We start from the raw sequence: 18,770 nt of genomic DNA, 5'->3' as shown, positions 1-18,770 counted from the left end.
AGATAGGCTTTAAGCGGAATTTTCTATAGATTTTCAAAAAGAACCCCTTGATAATATGTTTTTTGAGATTCAGGTGGTTGGTCAAAAGGTTTGTCGAGCCAATACTGGAGATTAATTTTCACAAAAATATTCAGTCGGATAAATGCTACTAGATTTGATAATTGCCAAGGATATTTTGCGATTGATTTTAGGTATTTTAGGATAAGAATGGTAATTAGAGCCGTCCAAATTTGTATTTTAACTGCATTTTCAGATGTTCCGATAAATGTTTTGATATGAAGCAATTGCTTGATGTCTCTGAAAAAAATCTCAATCTGCCACCTTTGTTTGTACAGTTCTGCAATGGTGGAAGCTGCCCAAGTGAAATTATTGGTGATAATTTCGATAGTTTGCTTGTTTTCATCGTCCCAAACCGCCACTCTTCTTAATTTTTTAGGGTATTTTTCTTTTGAAATAGGGTTTGAAAGGATTATGTCTTCGTCTTTCAAAATGTTTTGCGCTCCTTTTGGTGGAAGTTCTCGTTCCTGTAAAGTTTCAAATTTTAGGTTTTCCTTATGCCTGATTACAAAAAAAACACCTTTGCTGTCCCAAATAGAAAGCATCGGAAAATCGTTGTAAAAACGGTCGGCTACAATCACCGCACCTTTCTCTAAGGGAATGTTTTCAGCCCCTTTATTATCCGCAACGCTTCCTTTGGTAATATTCACATAAACCGGAAGTTTCCCATCGTATTCAAGCAAGGTATGCATCTTTACAGCTCCTTTCTTAGTGCGATACGTTGCCCAATCAAATAAAGAAAGACACAGGGAAATAAGAGTGGAATCTAATAGATAAACGGGAACTTTTATTTTCAGCTTTACTCGTTTTTGTTTGGTGTGCTGTCCTAAATGTTCTAATAATATGAAATACAAATCTTTGAACAAGTCTGCATCTCTTTTCCCATTTTGGTAACTGATGGAAGATTTGGAAGGTGCAGTTTTTATTCCTAAATGATTGAGGTTGCCCGTTGCGCTACGAAGTCCATTGGAAATATCCCGTACCGAGGTGCTTTTCGCAAAATGACAGAAAAGCATAGAAACTAAATGGGTCCAACTATCGAATCCTTTATTTCGGTAATCGGTCTTTCTTTCTTTGACTATTTTTTTGAAAATTACTCGGTCTATTTTTGAAATAATCTGAGAAAATAATGTTAATTTTGAGTCCATAAGAAGGTTTTTTTGTTGTGCAACCTCAAAGGTACTTTGAGTTACTCTAATTCCTTCTTATTTTTTTTATTTAGGACGCTATTGAAATAAGATGATTAAAAAATAAATAAAAATCAAAATACTAGAAAGCAATATCCTATTAATTTCCATAATTTACCCAATTAATAAGGTGGATGTATCAATGAGAGATCCATCCCTGGAATCCCGTTGATTTCCTGGCCTCTAGCTACCGAATCTTGTGTCTTTTTTTCTCTCTGTTCCGGAAGATCTCCACCAACCTGAAGGCCTGTTGGAACGAGATAAACCGCTTGATAGCCAGCATATTTAGGATTTAATCTCGGATCAAATTTCCCATTTATTGGGTATTGTCCCATTTTAATTTTTATTCCTAAAACATTATGATTTTTCAGCGCCGCTTCTTTTTTTACAAAAGCAATATAGCCTTCTAAATCCTCAATAGAATACCAATATTCCCGAGAATCTTTGCTTCCATCTCCGCGTGCAGAATTGATAATCAAGTAATTATTTGAAGCATAAGTATTATCGAGTTCGGTCATTAATTTTTTATCAATCAATTTCTCTTTGAAATTTTCGTTCATCAGGTTGGGTTTTTCACCACAAGAAATCGTCAAAAAAATTATACACAATAACATTGCAGGCACGGAGGTAGGTAATTTTAATTTCATGGTTTTTAATATTTAATCAAAATTACTGTATATTTGGAAACAATTTCAGGTGAAAACACCCTTTTTTATACAAATTTTCATTTTTTTTTCAAATGTCTTTAGATAATATTTCAAGCAATTACCAAAAAACAATTAATGATTTACCCCAAAATGTGCAACTCGTAGCTGTATCGAAAACCCATCCGATAGAACATATACAGCATGTGTACAATTTGGGGCAACGTATTTTTGGTGAAAATAAAGTTCAGGAACTCGCAGAAAAATATCCACAACTTCCCAAAGATATTCAATGGCATCTCATTGGCCATCTGCAAACCAATAAAGTAAAATATATTGCTGAATTTATCGACACTATTCAGAGTGTAGATTCCGAAAAACTTTTAGAAGAAATCGATAGACAAGCCGCAAAATTTCAAAGAAAAATAAAAGTTTTGTTGCAAGTGAAAATCGCCGAAGAAGAAACCAAATTCGGGCTTGAAATTCATGAAGCCAAAGAAATCTTCCAAGATGATCTCAACGGAAAATACCCCAATATCGAAATTACGGGTTTGATGGGAATGGCAACTTTCACGGATGACAAAAACCAAGTCACCAAAGAATTTACCCTGCTCAAGCAGATTTTCGATAAGCTTTCGCTACTCAAAAAACTCGACACGCTTTCCATGGGAATGAGCGGTGATTACAAAGAAGCAATAGCTTGTGGAGCCAATTCCGTGAGGATTGGTTCGGCTATTTTCGGTAGCAGACAATATGGCGTATAAGCTTATTTAGGTATGATTATTGCTGAATGATCTGCAAATTTTAAACTGAATTTTTATTAAATCCATAAATTTCTAATTAATGCAAAAGATCTTAATTGTAGAAGATGAAAAAGCCATTTCGGGTGTACTCCAAAGTATTTTATCCGATGAACTGCCTGAATACGAATTCGCGATTGCCGAGGACGGACTGGAGGGCTATAAAAATATTGAAAAAGAAGATTTCGCTCTAGTAATATCAGATATTAAAATGCCGAAACTTTCCGGCACTGAATTGCTGAAACAAGCACTACAAATTAAACCCGACACCACTTTTGTAATGATTTCCGGCCACGCGGATATCGATACCGCTGTTGCCTGCCTGAAAGAAGGCGCTTATGATTTTATTTCAAAACCCATCGATATCAACCGATTGATTATCAGTGTTAAAAATGCTTTAGATAAAAAAAATCTTCAGAAAACCAACCAGGTTCTCAATGTTGAAAATTCAACATTAAAAAAGAAAGTCAACAAAAAATACCAAATGATTGGTAGCTCTCCTGCTTTGAAAAAAATTCAGGATATGATCGAAAAAGTAGCTACTTCTGATGCTCGAGTGCTGATCACAGGTCCAAATGGGGCTGGAAAAGAGTTAGTAGCTCATGCCATTCACTCCCAAAGCGACCGTAGTAAAGGAGCGATGATTGAAGTAAACTGCGCCGCAATTCCTTCTGAATTAATTGAATCTGAACTTTTCGGTCACGTGAAAGGGAGTTTTACCGGAGCTATTAAAGACAAACAAGGAAAATTCGAACTTGCACATAACGGAACTATTTTCCTGGATGAAATTGGTGACATGAGTCTGATTGCTCAGGCAAAAGTCCTTCGTGCACTTCAAGAAAGCAAAGTTTCGCCGGTGGGAAGCGAGAAAGAAATCAAGGTAGATGTAAGAGTTTTGGCAGCTACCAATAAAAATATGCAGAAAGAAATCGCCGAAGGAAGATTCCGTGAGGACCTTTATCACCGCCTTTCTGTAATTGAAATTTATGTACCTCCTTTGGATGAGAGAAAAGAAGACATCAAACTTTTGGTGGAGCATTTCGCTAAAACGATTTCCGATGAACACGGAACTGCCAAAAAAGAATTCGACGAAAAAGCCATCAAGGCACTCGAAGATTTCAGCTGGACCGGAAATATCCGAGAATTGAGAAACGTAGTAGAAAGGTTGATTATTTTGGGATCGAATCCCGTTTCCGCAGAAGATGTAGCGAGTTTTGTGAGAAAATAATTGTCTTAATTTTAACCGAAATCGAAGAAGTTTGCTGTATTTTTGCCGCAAACTTTTTTTTATGAAAATACTTAATAAAGAATACACCAAAGCTTGCCTCACGCTCGCACTTCCGGTAATGATCACGCAGGTGGGCCAGGTTTCTGTTAATTTATTCGATAATATCATTGTCGGAAAACTTTTGGGCGCACAGGCTTTGGCTTCCGTTTCCTTAGGAAATGCCGTATTTTTCTCCATTTTTGTATTCGCATTAGGGTTTTCATTTGCCATTCCACCTTTGGTTTCCGAGGCGCATTCTCAGGAGAAACACGACACGATTAACTCGGTTTTTCGCCATGGTTTTATTATCAACATAGGAATTGGGATTCTACTCATGTTATTGCTATTTTTGCTCATGCCACTGCTCTATCACATGGATCAGCCAAAGGAAATCATCCCCGATACCATTGGATTTTTGAGTATTATGACACTCAGCATTATTCCGTTTATGGCGTTTCAAACGTTGCGCGAAGTATCCGAAGGTTTGTCTTACACCATCGGAGTTACAAAAGCAACCATTATCGCTAATGTAATCAATGTGGTCTTGAATTATGTTTTCATTAAGGGGATGTTCGGCATTTCACCGATGGGCGTGGAAGGTTCGGCTCTTGCGAGCTTAATTGCTAGAATTTTCATGATGATTTTTCTTTATTATGTATTATTAAAAGAAGAAAAAACAAGAAGATATATTAAAGATTTTTCATTGAAAGTTTCAGAGTTTTCAAAGGCGATGTTCACCAAAATGTTGAAAATCGGTTTTCCTACGGCTTTGCAAATGTTTTTTGAAGTAACCGCTTTTGCCGGAGCAGCTTTTATCTGCGGATTAATTTCTGCGAAGGACATCGCAGCGCATCAAATCGCACTTTCTATGGCCTCTTTCACCTTTAATCTTTGTGTCGGATTCAGCGTTGCATCTACGGTTTTAATAGGAAGAAAGCTGGGTGAGCAAGATTATTTTGGATTAAAACAAGTAGGAATCAATAATTTAAAAATTGTTTTCATCTTCATGCTCGCATGTGGATTGGTTTTCATTTTTGGCAGACATATTTTGCCTACCTTTTTCACCAAAGCAGAAGATGTAGAAGTAATTCAACTGGCCGCTCAATTGATGATTATTGCGGCGCTTTTTCAGCTTTCAGATGGAATCCAAGTAGTAGCTTTAGGTAGTTTACGCGGAATTCAGGATGTGAAAATCCCATCATTTATAACCTTTATCGCGTATTGGATTATTGCCATTCCGTTGGGATACATTCTATGTGTAACCTTGAAAATGGGAGCATTCGGAATGTGGATCGCTTTAGGATTAGGACTTACCATTTCCGCGGTTCTTTTGGTAATGAGGTTCCTTACCCTTTCTCAAAAGAAAATTAATGCTTTCGAAAACCACAAACTTGCATAGTTATCTTTCGGAATTCATCAAGATTTAAAAAAAATCAGAGTTTGAATATTGGCTTCAAACTCTTTTTTTTGTTTAAATATTTCTTACTGAAAATTAATGATATTAATAGGAACGGACTTTTGCCCGTTTATCAATTAACCAAAACAATCGGCTTTAGTCAAATTTTATTTTCCTATTTACGAACCATTTCACCTCATCGTTGAACCTTTTTAATTCAATTTTGAACCTTTTTAATTCAATTTTGAGCCTTTTCAATTCATCGTTGAATATTTTCAATTCACCATCGAACCTTTTTAATTCATCGTTGAGCCTTTTTAATTCATCGTTGAACCTTTTTAATTCAACATTGAGCCTTTTTAACTCATTGCTGAATCTTTTAAATTCACTGTTAAGTTCTTTTTAATGAAATCATTAATTATCATCAACCAATTAAATAAAAAAAGCCGCTTCAAATGAATGAAACGGCTTTCTCTTAACAATAAAAAAACTATAATTTATACGATATGTTTCGGGGTAAACCCGTCGTCACTTAATTCCTGGTGCTCATACTCGGCTTTCATTTCAGCTTCATAATCGATTTTTTCATGTTTACCCATTCTTCTAAGTAATGAATCGAACAGGGAATACACTACCGGAACGATAATCAATGTAAGGAACAATGAAGATATCAAACCACCGATTACTACCCACGCTAATCCGTTGTTCATTTCGGCTCCTGCTCCTTTTGCCAATGCAATCGGAAGCATCCCAAAGATCATCGCAATGGTGGTCATCAAAATCGGACGAAGACGAGCATGATTCGCTTGGATAAGTGCGTCATGAGTACTTGCTCCTGCGGCTTTTCTCATGTTAGCGAAATCGACAATCATAATCGCGTTTTTAGCAACCAAACCAATCAACATAATCATTCCGAGCATGGTAAAGATATTCAGTGAATTTCCTGTAAGGGCAAGAATTACCATTACTCCGATCAATGCTAACGGAATTGAAAACAATACCACGAAAGGATACACAAAACTGTCATAAAGCGAAACCATTACCAGATAAACCAAAATAATTGCCGCCAATAAAGCGATTCCCAAGGTTCCGAAACCTTCTGTTTGGTTTTCCATATCACCGCTCCAGATGTAGTTCACGCCTGCAGGTTTTGTTTTTTCGTTATCCATAAACATCGCCGACCATTCATTTGCGACATCTCCTACGGGGCGACCTACCACTTTGGAAAGGACTTTCACGGAAGGTGATTTGTCTCTACGTTGCAGCAAACTAGGTCCTGAACTCATGTCTACATTCGCAAACTGGCTGAGTCGGATTTGTTCGCCTTTATTATTGGTGAACATTAGGTTTCTTACATCATCAATCGATTTTCTGTTGTTATCTGCAAAACGAATGTTGATATCATATTCGTACTCCCCTGCACGGAATTTTCCATCCGTATTTCCATTAAATGCTGTTTGCATCGCTTGTCCCACGCTTGAAAGATTTAAACCTAACGCAGACATTTTATCTCGGTCAATATTCACCTTTACCTCTGGGCTTCCGGTATCAGTAGATAATTCGGCATCTACTGATCCAGGAACTTTTTTCAGTAACTGGAGGATTCTTGCAGCTTCTTTGTTCGCTGTTTCGTTATCTGGTGCGGTTACCACCAATTTGATTGGGGCATTATCAGCTCCCATCAAGCCGATTGGTGCAGTTTTAAATTCCACTCCGGTAAATTTTTCTTCCAAATCCCTTTTGATCTTCGCCGCCATAATATCGGTACTTTCAGAACGCTCGGATTTGTCCGTCAGAATCACCTGAACTTCAGATTGGTAAGCCGTTGCTTGTGCTCCACCAAAACCGGTAGATTGCTGCCCGACGGTGGTAATTAAATTTACTACATTCGGGTTATCTCTCAAATATTTTTCAACCTGAAGGGTAACCTGATTGGTTTTCTCGATGGTAGCATCTTTAGGCAATTCCATTTGCACGAGGAACTGTCCACGATCCACTTTCGGTAAGAATTCACCTCCAATAAATCCGAAAACTACCAATAGCATTGATGAAATCAAAACAACAAAGGTTACAATTACCGTCATAATTCTTCTAAGACCTGTTTTCAAACACCATTCTAAGATTCCACTGATCCAGTGCGTAAATTTCTCCAATTGTTTTTCAAACCAAAGAATAAATTTCTCAAAAGGATTTTTACCGGTAAGATGTACCACTTTCCCAAATCTTGAGGACAACCAAGGAATAATGGTAAAGGAGGACAACAATGATAACATCGTCGCAATAACTACCGTGACACAGAACTGCGCCAAAATATTAGGTACCAAACCGGTACTCATCGCGATTGGTAAAAATACCACTACAATTACCAAGGTAATCGCCGTTACGGTAAATCCAATTTCGGAAGCCCCGTCGTAGGCCGCACGAATACGGCTTTTGCCCATTTCCATGTGACGATAAACGTTTTCTAAAACCACAATCGCATCATCCACAAGAATACCTACTACCAAGGAAAGCCCAAGTAAGCTCATCAAGTTCAGCGTATATCCCATTAAATACATTCCAATGAAAGTCGCGATCAACGATACAGGAATGGAAACCATTACGATGAATGCGTTTCTGATGTTATGAAGGAACAATAACATTACCACAGCCACCAAAATAATCGCTAAGAACAAATCGAAAATTACGTGATCTGCCGCTTCCAGAGTAAAATCTGTGGTGTCATCTACTATATTGACTTTAACTCCCTGGGTTTTATAATTGTCCTGAACCTGAGCAATCGTCTTCTGAACCAATTCCGAAACCGAAACTGCGTTGGCATCAGATTGCTTTTTGATCTGCATCAAAATGGTAGAATTCTGGTTGTATCGTGCTACTTTCTCGACATCTTTCTGAGTATCTAAAACCGTTGCAATATCAGACAAACGAACCTGTGCCCCGTTTTTGTTGGAAACCACCAAATTGTTCATTTCTGCCACATCTCTATATTTCCCAGAAAGTCTGATGGTAGAACGCGAAGTTCTCGTTTTCAAAGCTCCCGTGGGGAAATCTAAGTTTGAAGAAAGAATCGCTTGTTGTACATCTGCAATCGCAAGACCATAACCTTGCATCTTCTTTTCGTCTAAACTTACTTGGATCTCTCTTTCCTGTCCACCAACAAGGTCAACCTGAGCAACACCGTTTACACGGGAAAAAATTGGCTCGATTTTCTTGTCAAGAAGGTCATAGAGTTCTTTATTATTCAGTTTATCACTAGTGATACTCAATGTCATAATTGGAAGATCATCCAATGAGAATTTCTGTAAAGAAGGTGGATCTGCATCATCCGGAAGGTCTGCCAAGATGGCATTCACTTTTCTTTGTGCATCATTCAGCGCGTAGTTTACATCCGCACCTGCATTCAGCTCTATCATCACCACCGATAAACTCTCGTAAGAAGATGATTCTACTTTCTTCACGTTTTCCAAAGAACCAACGGCATCTTCAATTTTTCTGGTTACCGACGTTTCCACCTCGCTTGGCGAAGCTCCTGGATAAACCGTAGAAATCGTCACCATATTGGTTTCAATCTTCGGAATCAATTCGTACCCCATCATAGAGTAACTCAACAAACCTCCTAGCGTCAGAATCGTAAATAATACGATAACCAGCGACGGTCTTTTAATGGCTATTTCTGCTAATTTCATTGTACTACTTTACGATATTAATTTTTGATCCGTTTTCTAAGTTGATTTGTCCGCTGGTAATTACTTGTTCACCACCATTCAAACCACTGATAATTTGCACTTTATCGCCATATACTTTTCCTGTCTGTACTTTCACGAGTTTAGCAGTATCATTTTGAACGATGAATATCTGACCTGAACTAACTCCATTTACGAAAGCTTCTGCGGGTATCACGAGCATATTTTGATTTTCAGCACCATAATTGGTTTTGAATATGGCGGTGGCATACATCCCAGCTTTCAGTTTTCCATTATTAGCAACTTCTATCTCTACAGGGAAATTGAGGGAAGCATCACTCTTTGGAGCGATAAAAGAAATTCTACCGCTGAAATTTTCATCAGGCAAAACATTAACATTAATAGCCACTTGCTGCCCGAGTTGGATTCTCCCGACTTGGCTTTCATCCACCAAAACAGCGAGTTTCAAACTGTTGATGTTCACGATTTCAAACAATGGCGTTCCCGGGGATACTACAGCTCCCGGCTCTACCATTTTCTTATTGATCGTTCCGCTGATCCCGGCTCTTACTTTGGTATCGTTCATTCTTACGCTTTGCGATCTCACAGCAGCTTGTGCATTTTTCAGCTGGAGTCTGGAATTATCTAATTGTTGCTTGGTAACACCACCTGTTTTGTAAGCGTTTTCGTAACGTTGGTTGTCGATAATGGCATTTTGTAAATTATTTTGAGCTTGGGTAACATCTACTTCAATTGCATCTCTCTTTATACTTGCCAACACTTGTCCGGCTCCTACGCGAGAACCTTCTTTTACATAAACACTCACCACACGACCGGAAATATCCGCAGACTGATTGCTTTCCTGTTTCGGGACGAAAGTTCCGTTTGCATAATAATCGGTATTGATGTTTTCCCGGTTTGCGGTAACTACATTCACGTTGATTTTATCGACTTGTTTCGCTACCTCAGCAACTTCTTTTTCTTGTTTGGTTTTGTTTCCCACAATAGTGTAAGCTCCCCAACCGATAAGTAGTGCTGCAACGATGATATATATTAAAGATTTTTTCATGATAGTTTATTTTAAATAAGTTTTAAGTTCTCCTTTTGCTTTGTAATATTGTATTTCTGCGATTTTGTATTCCAAAATAGCATTGCTGTAGTTGTTTTTGGCTTCTACCAATGCGTTTTCCGCTTCCAATAATTCTGTCAGCGTCGCCAAACCGTACTGATAATTATGTTTGGTATTTGAAGTTACGGTTTCAGCAAGACTAACGTTGGCTTTTTGGTTTTCTAAGGCCAAAAGACTGTTCTCGATTTGCGATTTTGCATTTTGATAAGATAAATCCAAGCTCAGTTTAGTGTCTTTAATGCTTACGTCCAGTTTATCCAATTCTATTTGCGCCATTTCTACACGAGCTTTTGTTGCGAAACCATTAAAAATAGGAATATTCACGCCCAAAGTAATCGCTGAATAATCGGCCCAATAAACGCCATTTTTTTCACCATTGGTTAAAGGAAACTTATTACCCAATCCTTGCCAGCTGTAATTGGCATTGAGGTTTACTATCGGGTAATACGCTGCTTCTACCGCTTTTTTATTGTATTGCAAAAGTTCTCTTTGCTTGTTTAATATTTTAATTTCCGATCTGCTGTCGGTTCCCACTGTTTCATCCAGCAAATGAGGTGTGATTTCCATATCGGCTTTTACCAGCTCTATTTCGTTCTCAATCGGCATTCCCATATAGAATTTCAATGCGTTTTCTGCTTGGTTTATGGCGTTTTGCTGTTGCTTTAAAACCGTACTGATGTTGGTGAGGTTCACATTGGTTCTGTCCAAATCTACCTTTTTTGCAAGACCGTTATCAAATAAGCTTTTAATAATATTTCTGACCTTTTCTGTGCTTGCATAGCTATTTTCTAAAGTTTCTTTCTTTTGCTGAATTGTAAAAACTTGAAAATAAGCATTAGAAACCCTTTCGATGATTTGTTCTTCAGTGAGCTGTGCGTTAAGCTGATAAAATTCTTTGGTTGATTTCGCAGCTTTCAACCCAATGAAAACCTGCTGGTTAAACAATGCCTGAGAAAGCTGGACTCCCGCTCCGGCATTCCATTTTTGGCCCATTGTGATCAGTTGAATATTACTTGGACCCCCGCTGAATGCACCTGCATCTAATGCAGTAGTTTGCAAAATTGGGTTATAAGTTAGGTTGGCTACACCGTTAATCTTCGGAAGAGCCCCCGCTTTTGCTTCCATGATTTGATAATCACCATTGCGGACATCTAGTTTGGCATTCAGTGCTTCTGCCTTATTTTGCAGCGCATACTCGATGGCTTGTTTCAGGGTAACGGTTTCCTGTGCCTGCAACTCGGTAATCGAGAAGGCAAAGAGCAGCGCACCGAGCGCCATGTTTCTCCAGTTGGTCATTGTATATTGAGTTATTATTTGTTAAAAATTTTATGGTAATCAAACCGTTTCGGATTTGCAGACTATATTTTTTAAGTAATTTTTGCCTTTTTCAATGGTGATGGCATACATGAAAAATTTCATCGCTTCATTATTAAAGTGTGTTCTATCGATTTCTTCAGTATTGAAAAATGGTGAACTATCGTAGGACATGATAAGTTGAAAAAACATCTTACCGTATAATTTCTCATCAAAATCGTCCCGATAATACCCTTGTTCTCTACCTCTTTTTATGTTATGAATGATTACCTCGGTAAATTTTTCAGAAAAATGCATCATATGTTGATTAAAGATCGTCGGATAATACTTAATTAGCTGTCGAATAAATAATGATCTATTGGTTTGCACTGCCTTTTCGATCTGTTCATCACGGCAGAACATTCTTTCGATGGCATTTTCAATTTTAATATCCAGTTCGTTGAGTTTTTCGATGACTTCTTTTAATTTGAACTGAAGAACATCGCTTAAAAGAGCTTCTTTGTTGGTGTATTTTTGATAAAGTGTTTTTTTAGACATCCCGAATTCTTTCGCAATATCATCCATTGTCAAAGTTTTTGCACCGTTTACGACAAACAAATCAGCTACTTTTTCTAAAAATTTTACATCCATTATTACAAATTTCGGCTGCGAAGTTACAAAAGAAAACTTAAAACAAAAAAAGTTTCCTAGTTTATTTTAAATATTTTCCCTTTCCATGAATGTTTTTTCTATGAAAAAATTTTAATAGGTCATTAAAGGATAGCCAAAAATGAAAAACAAAAAGGGTGATTTTACTATGCCTCTCATAATTTACATGGATTTTTATAATATAGACGTTATTCGTGATTCTTTTACTTTATAATCGTTCTACATTTGTATCACAAACTAACCAATAAAATTTTTTAACCATGAAAAAATTATTTGCAAGTGCCTGCGCACTTATGTCTTTCGGATTTGCTTACTCACAAGCGAACATTGATGTATCTACTCAGTTAGGTAATTTAAACGAGGCCTATGTAAACCAAACCGGTTTCGTGAACATGAACTTCCTTACACAGGATGGGAATCTTAATTTTGCCACTATCGATCAGGTAGGTGCCGGTAATATGAATTTTGCATTGAGCGATGGAAACCGAAATGTAATTGATGTTGATCAATATGGTATTCTTAACATGAATCAAGTTGAACAGTACGGAAATAGAAACGAAGCTTCTACACTCCAAGTTGGTTTAGCTAATGCTACTTCTCAAATGCAAATTGGAAATCGAAATGTTGCTTCTTCTACACAATTAGGGATGCTAAATGTTGCAAGCCAATACCAACAGGGAAACCGAAATGAAGCTAGTACGCTACAAGTTGGTGCATTAAACGAATCTGACCAAGAACAAATTGGTAACAGAAACGAGGCTTCTTCTATACAATTAGGTGTCAATAATGATGTAATACAGGAACAATGGGGTAATAGAAACGAGGCTTACGCATTGCAAGTAGGTTCGGATAACTTTATTTGGCAAACACAAGATGGAAACAGAAACGAGGCTAGTCATATACAATTGGGTAACGACAACGTAGCTGATTCTTGGCAAGTTGGAAATCGTAACAGCACCACAGGTTTGCAAGTTGGAAGTGATAATGAATTACACCAATGGCAATTTGGTAATGACAATACAGCAATCGATTTACAGATCGGTAGCAGCAACTACACATCTGTACTTCAATTAGGAACAAATCATTTCCACTTAGGAACTCAAGTTGGTAATGGCAACACTTTATTTACATTCCAATCTAACTAATAGCGGATCAAACTGAAATGATTATAGGGGAAACTTTAGTTTCTCCTATTTTTTTTAATAAAAAATATTATTTCATATAAAATTTTTCTTAAAAAGGGTTTTTACACCCCATAGTCGTAATTAAAAATAACCAAATTCAAAACTAGTGTTTAAGGTGATAATCAGGTCACTATTAATAAGTAATTTTATCAAACTAATCATGAAAACTATAACCAGAATATCAACTATTTTCTTGTTGGTAGTTGCGTTCTTCGCTTCTGCTCAACAAATTTATTTTGAGAACGTCAATAGTAATAACGCTCTGGCTATTATTACGCAATTACAACCAACACCTCAGGAAGGCACTCATTCAGAAAGCATCAACTATCAGTATGGAAATCACAACTTTTCTGAAATTTACACCAATAGCAAAACGGACTTGTCAACGATACAAATTGGAGATTATAATTATTTGAATTTCAACAATGCATTCAACAAAAAATCTGCAAACCCTACAATTAGTACGCAAGGAAATAACAACATCATCGACATTACGGGAAGCAACAGTATTTCAGAAAAAATTCAGTTTCATGTGAAAGGTGACAATATGACGATATTTATGAGGAACTATTAAATATCCATTAAAATGAAAACGCTACTTTACATTTCCTTTATCCTATTTTTCGCAGTACAATTAACGTTTGCACAGCAAGAAAAAAAAACGATTACTTCAAAAATCGAAAGCAGTTTCGTGGAAGGCCAATTAACCTTAAAAGCAACTGCGACTAATCCTTCAGACACTTATTCTGAACTTAATTACCTATTCGTTTCCATAAAAAAAGGCAATTCTGGGAATCTTTCCAATAATAAGCAATCCGGGAAGTTCACACTAAAACCTGAAGAGACCAAAACACTTTCTCAAATAAGTGTGAATATACAGAAAAATGATGCTTTGAAGGTTTTTCTTTTTATTAAAGATGAACAAACCGGCCAACTGATTTCCAAAGACAGTCTCGAAATCAACGCCAAAACTTTTACTCGCAAAGTAAGCAACGTTAATGAAAATGAAATTTTCGAATTGAAAGGTCTTACCATTGACCAAACAAAAACCAAAACTGGTAAAGATTTCTACGATCTTTTTTACCTTGAATACAGCAAATTACCTGAAAAAATAAACACAGCTGTTACCATTGGAGAATTGCCCACTATGGGAAGAGGCAGCCAAATTTCTGTAGAAGTGGATGACAGAACGTTGTACAGCTTTGCGGCTAATCCAAACGACGAATACCTCACAGAACAAGCTAACGTGTGTATTAAGATTATTCTAGATTATCACCGCAAGACCAGCTTGCTCAAAAATGAGTTCCGATATTAAAAAAAACACACCATGAAAACTTTTTTTATTCCTTTAATCTTCTGCTTTGCTACGACTTATTTTTTCGGTCAGCAATTGGTTTACAAGCCCATCAATCCTGCTTTTGGAGGCGATACTTTCAATTATCAATGGATGCTGAGTTCTGCAAATGCCCAAAATCAATTTGATGACGGAGATAATAAATATAGTGATCTGTTAAAAGATTTCGATTCTATGGATAGTTTTACCCAAAGTCTCAACCGCCAACTATTAAGCCAACTTTCAGGTAAACTAATCGATGATAAATTTGGTAGCAGTGGCGGTATGACTCCCGGAAAATATATGTTCGGATCGCTTTTTCTTGATGTTTCAGAGGCCTCACAAGGTTTAGTTATCAACATTCTCGATACCCAAACCGGCGAGCAGTCGCAAATCATCATTCCTCGATAATCAAAAAAAACTCCTACCATGAAAATACAAATTCATTTCAGAAAGGAAATTTTATACTTTCTGCCTATTGTTTTTTCGTTGCAAAGTTGCAGTACATTATTTAATCTGCCCGCAAACGGAGAAAAATCTACTTTAGGAGAAGTAACAAATTTAACAACAGAGTTGAAGGAAATTCCGCCACCAAAAGACAAAATCGTTGTGGGAGTTTATAAATTCAGAGATCAAACCGGGCAATACAAACCTTCTGAAACCGGGAGTAACTGGAGCACCGCCGTTCCCCAAGGAACCACTACAATCCTTATCAAAGCATTAGAAGACAGCAAATGGTTTATCCCCATCGAAAGGGAAAATATAGCCAATTTATTGAACGAAAGACAGATCATCCGATCAACCAGACAAGAATATGCAAAAGATGGTGATAAAAATCCGCAAATGCTTCCACCTCTACTCTATGCCGGGATTTTGTTGGAAGGCGGAATCATTTCTTATGATAGTAATGTGATGACTGGCGGCGTTGGAGCCCGCTATTTCGGAATCGGTGGTTCTACCCAGTACCGACAAGATCGAATAACCGTTTATCTTAGAGCAGTTTCAACGCTGAACGGAGAAATACTGAAAACAGTTTATGTTTCTAAAAACATCCTATCTACAGGCGTTAGTGGAAATTTTTTTAAATATATCGATACCGAAAGATTGTTAGAATCGGAAGTCGGTTTTACACAAAACGAACCGGTACAGCTCGCTGTAACCGAAGCCATTGAAAAAGCTGTAAAAACCCTTATCATCGAAGGTCTGCAAAATGATATTTGGGGAAACGGAATCGATAAAAATAAAGTTCCTTACAATAATCTCATTTCCGGATATAAAGAAGAAAAAGAAGTAAATAAACAAAGACTTCTTGGAAATAAAGTTGAAAATGCAGTAAGAAAATCAAACTTCATCACCCTCAATGTAGAAGGTCAACAAATTAATGGTGATTACAAAAATGCTGCAAATACCATCGGAAGTAAGGTTGGAATTGGCTTTTTTCTTAATAAAAACATCAATTTGGAAGCCAGCGTAAATACCGTTAAAATAAAAAATACCGGCATCATAGAAAGAGATTATTTCGGACCTGAGTTTAATATTCAATATCTCTTTTTGCCTCAGTTCAAATTTACACCATTTGTCTATGCTGGTTTCGGTGCATTGTTTTCCGACAATGATCCATTTATCAAAGCCAATTTAGGCGGTGGGTTGGATTACCTAATTAGCGACAATTTCTCTGCAAGAACCTATTTTCAATATGATTTTGGTTTTAAAGACAAATTAGACGGTTTCGTCAGTGGAAAACAAAATGATAATATCATGCGGATAGGTCTTGGAATTAACTATTATTTCGGTAATCAACAAAAATAGAAACTCATGAAAACTTTATATACTTACCTACTAATCGGTTTATTTTCGCTCACGCTTTTTTCCTGTAAAGAAGAAATTGTGGATCAAGTTCAAACTGGTTCCATCAAAGGAAAAGTGGTAACAAGAGGAATGAATACTCCTCTAAAAAACGTAAAAATAACGACTTCACCGTCCACCAATACAGTTTTTACAGCAGCTGACGGAAGTTTTGAAATTACAGAAGTTCCCATGGGGGATTATTCTGTAAAAGCAGAAGTTTCCGGATATCTCAATAATTTTCAATCTGCTAATTTAAAAAACTCCGGTCAAGCAGTTACTCTCGCCTTTGAAATGGATGATGATGAATCTTTAAATACAGCTCCTTCAATTCCGGAATTATTGAGCCCAACTGACAACGCAGAAAATCAACCGCTCACCGTACAACTTTCCTGGAGATCTACGGATCCTGATTCATTGGATGTTTTAAAATATCGATTGATCGTAAAAAACAATTTCAACACCAATGTTCTGGAAGTAAAGGATTTGGAAGAAACCACTTATACCTTAGAAGATTTGGTTCACGGTGCAAATTATTTCTGGCAAGTGGTGGTAAACGATGGGATTCACAACGACGTTTATAGCCCTGTTTATAAATTCACCACGAATAAAGTTCCGCAAAATCGCTATCATTTTGTAAGAAAACAAAACGGAAATTCCTACATCATTTCGAGTGATGAAATAGGAACTAGTTTCAATCTCACCTCCAATTCATTCAACAGTTGGCGACCGCGAAAGAACAACAACGCCGGTTTGATTGCTTTTCTGAGAACAGAAGGTGGAAATTCTCACATTTTCACGGCAAAACCCGACGGAACCGAAGTTTTTAAAGTTACTGGAATTCCTGTTGCTGGATTTAATAATACCGAACTCGACTTTGCTTGGAGTACCAATGGCGAAAAATTCATTTATCCGAATTTTAATAAATTGTATAAAATCAATAAAGACGGTAGCGGCCAGGAATTACTATACACGACCACCGATGGAAGCTTGATATCAGAATGCGACTGGAGTTACGATGGAAGTAAAATAGCTCTAAAAACAAATGATCTGCATGGTTACAATTCTAAAATTATCGTGATCGATATGCTCGGAAATACCCTAAAAACCATTTTATCAGACGCAAACGGGGCTTCAGGAGGTCTTAATTTTTCGGTAGATGGTAATTATTTAGTGTATTGTCATGATGTTTCTGGATATCAAGATGATCATTACCGACAACTGGATTCGCATATTTTCTTGTACAATCTTACCACCAACACTGCCCGTGACCTTTCCGTAGAAAGTGAAAAAGAAAATGGAACCAATGATTTGGACCCAAGATTTTCACCCAATAATTCGCAAATTATTTTCACAAATACCTCAAATGACGGAATTTCTGTGAAAAACATTATGGTTATTTCTATTTCTTCTGACTCGGAATCTGAAAGAGCAAATCTTTTCAGCAACGGAGAAATGCCAGATTGGGAATAGTCAAAAACTTTAAAATAAAAAAGCAGAATTTTTCAATTCTGCTTTTTTTTGATATTATAAAATAAATTTATTTCACCAAACTATGGTCTATAGCGTATTTCACCAATCGTGATGAATTATTAATATTCAGCTTCAGCATAATATTACGTCTGTGAGATTCTACGGTGTGAACACTGATAAAAAGCTTCTCAGCAATCTCTTTAGTCCGCAATCCTTCGCAAATAAGACTCAACACATCCATTTCTCGGGCAGTCAATTCGTCAGCTCCTGAAGGTTTTTCCCGATCCGGATCGTTTACGCTGCAAATGTAATTGAAGAGATCGTTTTTAGTATCTTCATTAATATAAACCAATCCTTTTTTAGCAGATTGTATGGATTTCAGGAACTCTTCGGAGTCGGTATTTTTGCCCAAATATGCTTTTATTCCTTTATCAAAAAGTCTCTTAATTATTTTCACATCAGAATTTCCGGAAAGTACAATGATTTTCATTTCACTATTTAGCAGTAACAATTTATCGATCAATTCGAATTTTTCATTAATGTTTTCTGCAGTTAAATTCAGTATTAAAAAATCAATTTTTGCTACATCAATTTGCTCAATCTCCTGATTAGAAGAGACTAAATAAATAGGATGTAATTTAGAAAATCCATTTGCGTCGAGGAAATCCCTCATTAATTCTAGAAGAAACTGATGGTTTCCATAAATTGTAATATTCTTTTTCATCATTTTTTGTTTTGACTAAGTTACTAAAAATCATCTAATTGCAAAAAGGTGAAATAACCCTTTTTTTATTAATGGTAAAAAAAAGA

At 36.8% G+C, this 18,770-nt stretch carries 16 protein-coding genes; 9 read left to right on the top strand and 7 right to left on the bottom strand.

Going from position 1 to position 18,770, the window contains the following annotated elements:
- Window positions 1–23: 23 nt before the first annotated feature.
- On the bottom strand, window positions 24–1,205 hold the full coding sequence (locus tag H0S70_RS03610) for an IS4 family transposase (RefSeq protein WP_188321076.1): 1,182 nt from the start codon (window positions 1,203–1,205) through the stop codon (window positions 24–26).
- Window positions 1,206–1,366: 161 nt separating this feature from the next.
- Complete coding sequence (locus H0S70_RS03605) at window positions 1,367–1,891, bottom strand: hypothetical protein (RefSeq protein WP_188321734.1); 525 nt, start codon at window positions 1,889–1,891, stop codon at window positions 1,367–1,369.
- Window positions 1,892–1,983: 92 nt separating this feature from the next.
- On the opposite strand from H0S70_RS03605, the gene H0S70_RS03600 reads away from it, so the two are divergent.
- The 3 genes from H0S70_RS03600 (at window position 1,984) to H0S70_RS03590 (ending at window position 5,354) form a co-directional block, all read left to right on the top strand.
- Window positions 1,984–2,652 (top strand): YggS family pyridoxal phosphate-dependent enzyme, encoded by a 669-nt coding sequence (locus H0S70_RS03600; protein ID WP_188321733.1) that lies wholly within the window; start codon window positions 1,984–1,986, stop codon window positions 2,650–2,652.
- Between the two features lie 79 nt (window positions 2,653–2,731).
- Window positions 2,732–3,916 (top strand): sigma-54-dependent transcriptional regulator, encoded by a 1,185-nt coding sequence (locus H0S70_RS03595; protein ID WP_188321732.1) that lies wholly within the window; start codon window positions 2,732–2,734, stop codon window positions 3,914–3,916.
- Between the two features lie 61 nt (window positions 3,917–3,977).
- Window positions 3,978–5,354, top strand: coding sequence for an MATE family efflux transporter (locus H0S70_RS03590; RefSeq protein ID WP_123247805.1), 1,377 nt, complete (start codon window positions 3,978–3,980; stop codon window positions 5,352–5,354).
- A gap of 494 nt (window positions 5,355–5,848) precedes the next feature.
- On the opposite strand, the gene H0S70_RS03585 is transcribed toward H0S70_RS03590, so the two are convergent.
- From H0S70_RS03585 to H0S70_RS03570, 4 genes are read right to left on the bottom strand one after another with little or no spacing between them, the layout of a single operon-like run.
- Window positions 5,849–9,037 carry an efflux RND transporter permease subunit gene (locus H0S70_RS03585; RefSeq protein ID WP_188321731.1) on the bottom strand — a complete coding sequence of 1,063 codons (3,189 nt, stop codon included), beginning with the start codon at window positions 9,035–9,037 and terminating at the stop codon, window positions 5,849–5,851.
- Window positions 9,038–9,041: 4 nt separating this feature from the next.
- Window positions 9,042–10,103: an efflux RND transporter periplasmic adaptor subunit gene (locus H0S70_RS03580; protein WP_188321730.1), complete on the bottom strand. Its 1,062-nt coding sequence runs from the start codon at window positions 10,101–10,103 to the stop codon at window positions 9,042–9,044.
- A 6-nt stretch (window positions 10,104–10,109) separates the two neighbouring features.
- Entirely contained in the window at window positions 10,110–11,459 is a 1,350-nt protein-coding gene (locus H0S70_RS03575; RefSeq protein ID WP_394367305.1) for a TolC family protein, read from the bottom strand.
- A 39-nt stretch (window positions 11,460–11,498) separates the two neighbouring features.
- Window positions 11,499–12,107, bottom strand: a complete 609-nt coding sequence (locus tag H0S70_RS03570) for a TetR/AcrR family transcriptional regulator (RefSeq protein ID WP_123247809.1) — start codon at window positions 12,105–12,107, stop codon at window positions 11,499–11,501.
- Between the two features lie 278 nt (window positions 12,108–12,385).
- Here H0S70_RS03570 and H0S70_RS03565 point away from each other — a divergent pair, with 278 nt between their 5' ends.
- The 6 genes from H0S70_RS03565 (at window position 12,386) to H0S70_RS03540 (ending at window position 17,960) form a co-directional block, all read left to right on the top strand.
- Entirely contained in the window at window positions 12,386–13,270 is an 885-nt protein-coding gene (locus H0S70_RS03565) for a hypothetical protein (protein ID WP_051872658.1), read from the top strand.
- A gap of 199 nt (window positions 13,271–13,469) precedes the next feature.
- Complete coding sequence (locus tag H0S70_RS03560; RefSeq protein WP_188321729.1) at window positions 13,470–13,883, top strand: hypothetical protein; 414 nt, start codon at window positions 13,470–13,472, stop codon at window positions 13,881–13,883.
- A 12-nt stretch (window positions 13,884–13,895) separates the two neighbouring features.
- A complete protein-coding gene (gene csgH / locus H0S70_RS03555) occupies window positions 13,896–14,624 on the top strand; it encodes a curli-like amyloid fiber formation chaperone CsgH (protein WP_188321728.1) in 729 nt (242 codons plus the stop codon).
- 12 nt (window positions 14,625–14,636) lie between these two features.
- On the top strand, window positions 14,637–15,053 hold the full coding sequence (locus H0S70_RS03550; protein WP_188321727.1) for a curli assembly protein CsgF: 417 nt from the start codon (window positions 14,637–14,639) through the stop codon (window positions 15,051–15,053).
- A gap of 18 nt (window positions 15,054–15,071) precedes the next feature.
- On the top strand, window positions 15,072–16,451 hold the full coding sequence (locus H0S70_RS03545; protein ID WP_188321726.1) for a CsgG/HfaB family protein: 1,380 nt from the start codon (window positions 15,072–15,074) through the stop codon (window positions 16,449–16,451).
- Between the two features lie 6 nt (window positions 16,452–16,457).
- Complete coding sequence (locus tag H0S70_RS03540; RefSeq protein WP_188321725.1) at window positions 16,458–17,960, top strand: carboxypeptidase-like regulatory domain-containing protein; 1,503 nt, start codon at window positions 16,458–16,460, stop codon at window positions 17,958–17,960.
- 67 nt (window positions 17,961–18,027) lie between these two features.
- Here H0S70_RS03540 and H0S70_RS03535 read toward each other — a convergent pair whose 3' ends face one another.
- On the bottom strand, window positions 18,028–18,687 hold the full coding sequence (locus H0S70_RS03535; protein WP_123904752.1) for a LuxR C-terminal-related transcriptional regulator: 660 nt from the start codon (window positions 18,685–18,687) through the stop codon (window positions 18,028–18,030).
- Window positions 18,688–18,770 lie beyond the last annotated feature (83 nt).

It is taken from the genome of Chryseobacterium manosquense (genome assembly GCF_014623485.1).
Classification (GTDB): domain Bacteria; phylum Bacteroidota; class Bacteroidia; order Flavobacteriales; family Weeksellaceae; genus Kaistella; species Kaistella haifensis.
Note: the sequence above shows the minus strand (reverse complement) of the source record. Positions and strands in the feature narration are given on the sequence as shown.

Excerpts from the sequence above, each read along its gene's own strand:
- H0S70_RS03595 (WP_188321732.1), top strand. The coding sequence starts at position 2,732 with ATGCAAAAGATCTTAATTGTAGAAGATGAAAAAGCCATTTCGGGTGTA.
- H0S70_RS03570 (WP_123247809.1), bottom strand. The coding sequence starts at position 12,107 with ATGGATGTAAAATTTTTAGAAAAAGTAGCTGATTTGTTTGTCGTAAAC.
- H0S70_RS03560 (WP_188321729.1), top strand. The coding sequence starts at position 13,470 with ATGAAAACTATAACCAGAATATCAACTATTTTCTTGTTGGTAGTTGCG.
- H0S70_RS03600 (WP_188321733.1), top strand. The coding sequence starts at position 1,984 with ATGTCTTTAGATAATATTTCAAGCAATTACCAAAAAACAATTAATGAT.
- H0S70_RS03605 (WP_188321734.1), bottom strand. The coding sequence starts at position 1,891 with ATGAAATTAAAATTACCTACCTCCGTGCCTGCAATGTTATTGTGTATA.
- H0S70_RS03535 (WP_123904752.1), bottom strand. The coding sequence starts at position 18,687 with ATGATGAAAAAGAATATTACAATTTATGGAAACCATCAGTTTCTTCTA.
- H0S70_RS03545 (WP_188321726.1), top strand. The coding sequence starts at position 15,072 with ATGAAAATACAAATTCATTTCAGAAAGGAAATTTTATACTTTCTGCCT.
- H0S70_RS03575 (WP_394367305.1), bottom strand. The coding sequence starts at position 11,459 with ATGACCAACTGGAGAAACATGGCGCTCGGTGCGCTGCTCTTTGCCTTC.
- H0S70_RS03540 (WP_188321725.1), top strand. The coding sequence starts at position 16,458 with ATGAAAACTTTATATACTTACCTACTAATCGGTTTATTTTCGCTCACG.
- H0S70_RS03565 (WP_051872658.1), top strand. The coding sequence starts at position 12,386 with ATGAAAAAATTATTTGCAAGTGCCTGCGCACTTATGTCTTTCGGATTT.
- H0S70_RS03585 (WP_188321731.1), bottom strand. The coding sequence starts at position 9,037 with ATGAAATTAGCAGAAATAGCCATTAAAAGACCGTCGCTGGTTATCGTA.
- H0S70_RS03590 (WP_123247805.1), top strand. The coding sequence starts at position 3,978 with ATGAAAATACTTAATAAAGAATACACCAAAGCTTGCCTCACGCTCGCA.
- H0S70_RS03550 (WP_188321727.1), top strand. The coding sequence starts at position 14,637 with ATGAAAACTTTTTTTATTCCTTTAATCTTCTGCTTTGCTACGACTTAT.
- csgH (WP_188321728.1), top strand. The coding sequence starts at position 13,896 with ATGAAAACGCTACTTTACATTTCCTTTATCCTATTTTTCGCAGTACAA.
- H0S70_RS03580 (WP_188321730.1), bottom strand. The coding sequence starts at position 10,103 with ATGAAAAAATCTTTAATATATATCATCGTTGCAGCACTACTTATCGGT.
- H0S70_RS03610 (WP_188321076.1), bottom strand. The coding sequence starts at position 1,205 with ATGGACTCAAAATTAACATTATTTTCTCAGATTATTTCAAAAATAGAC.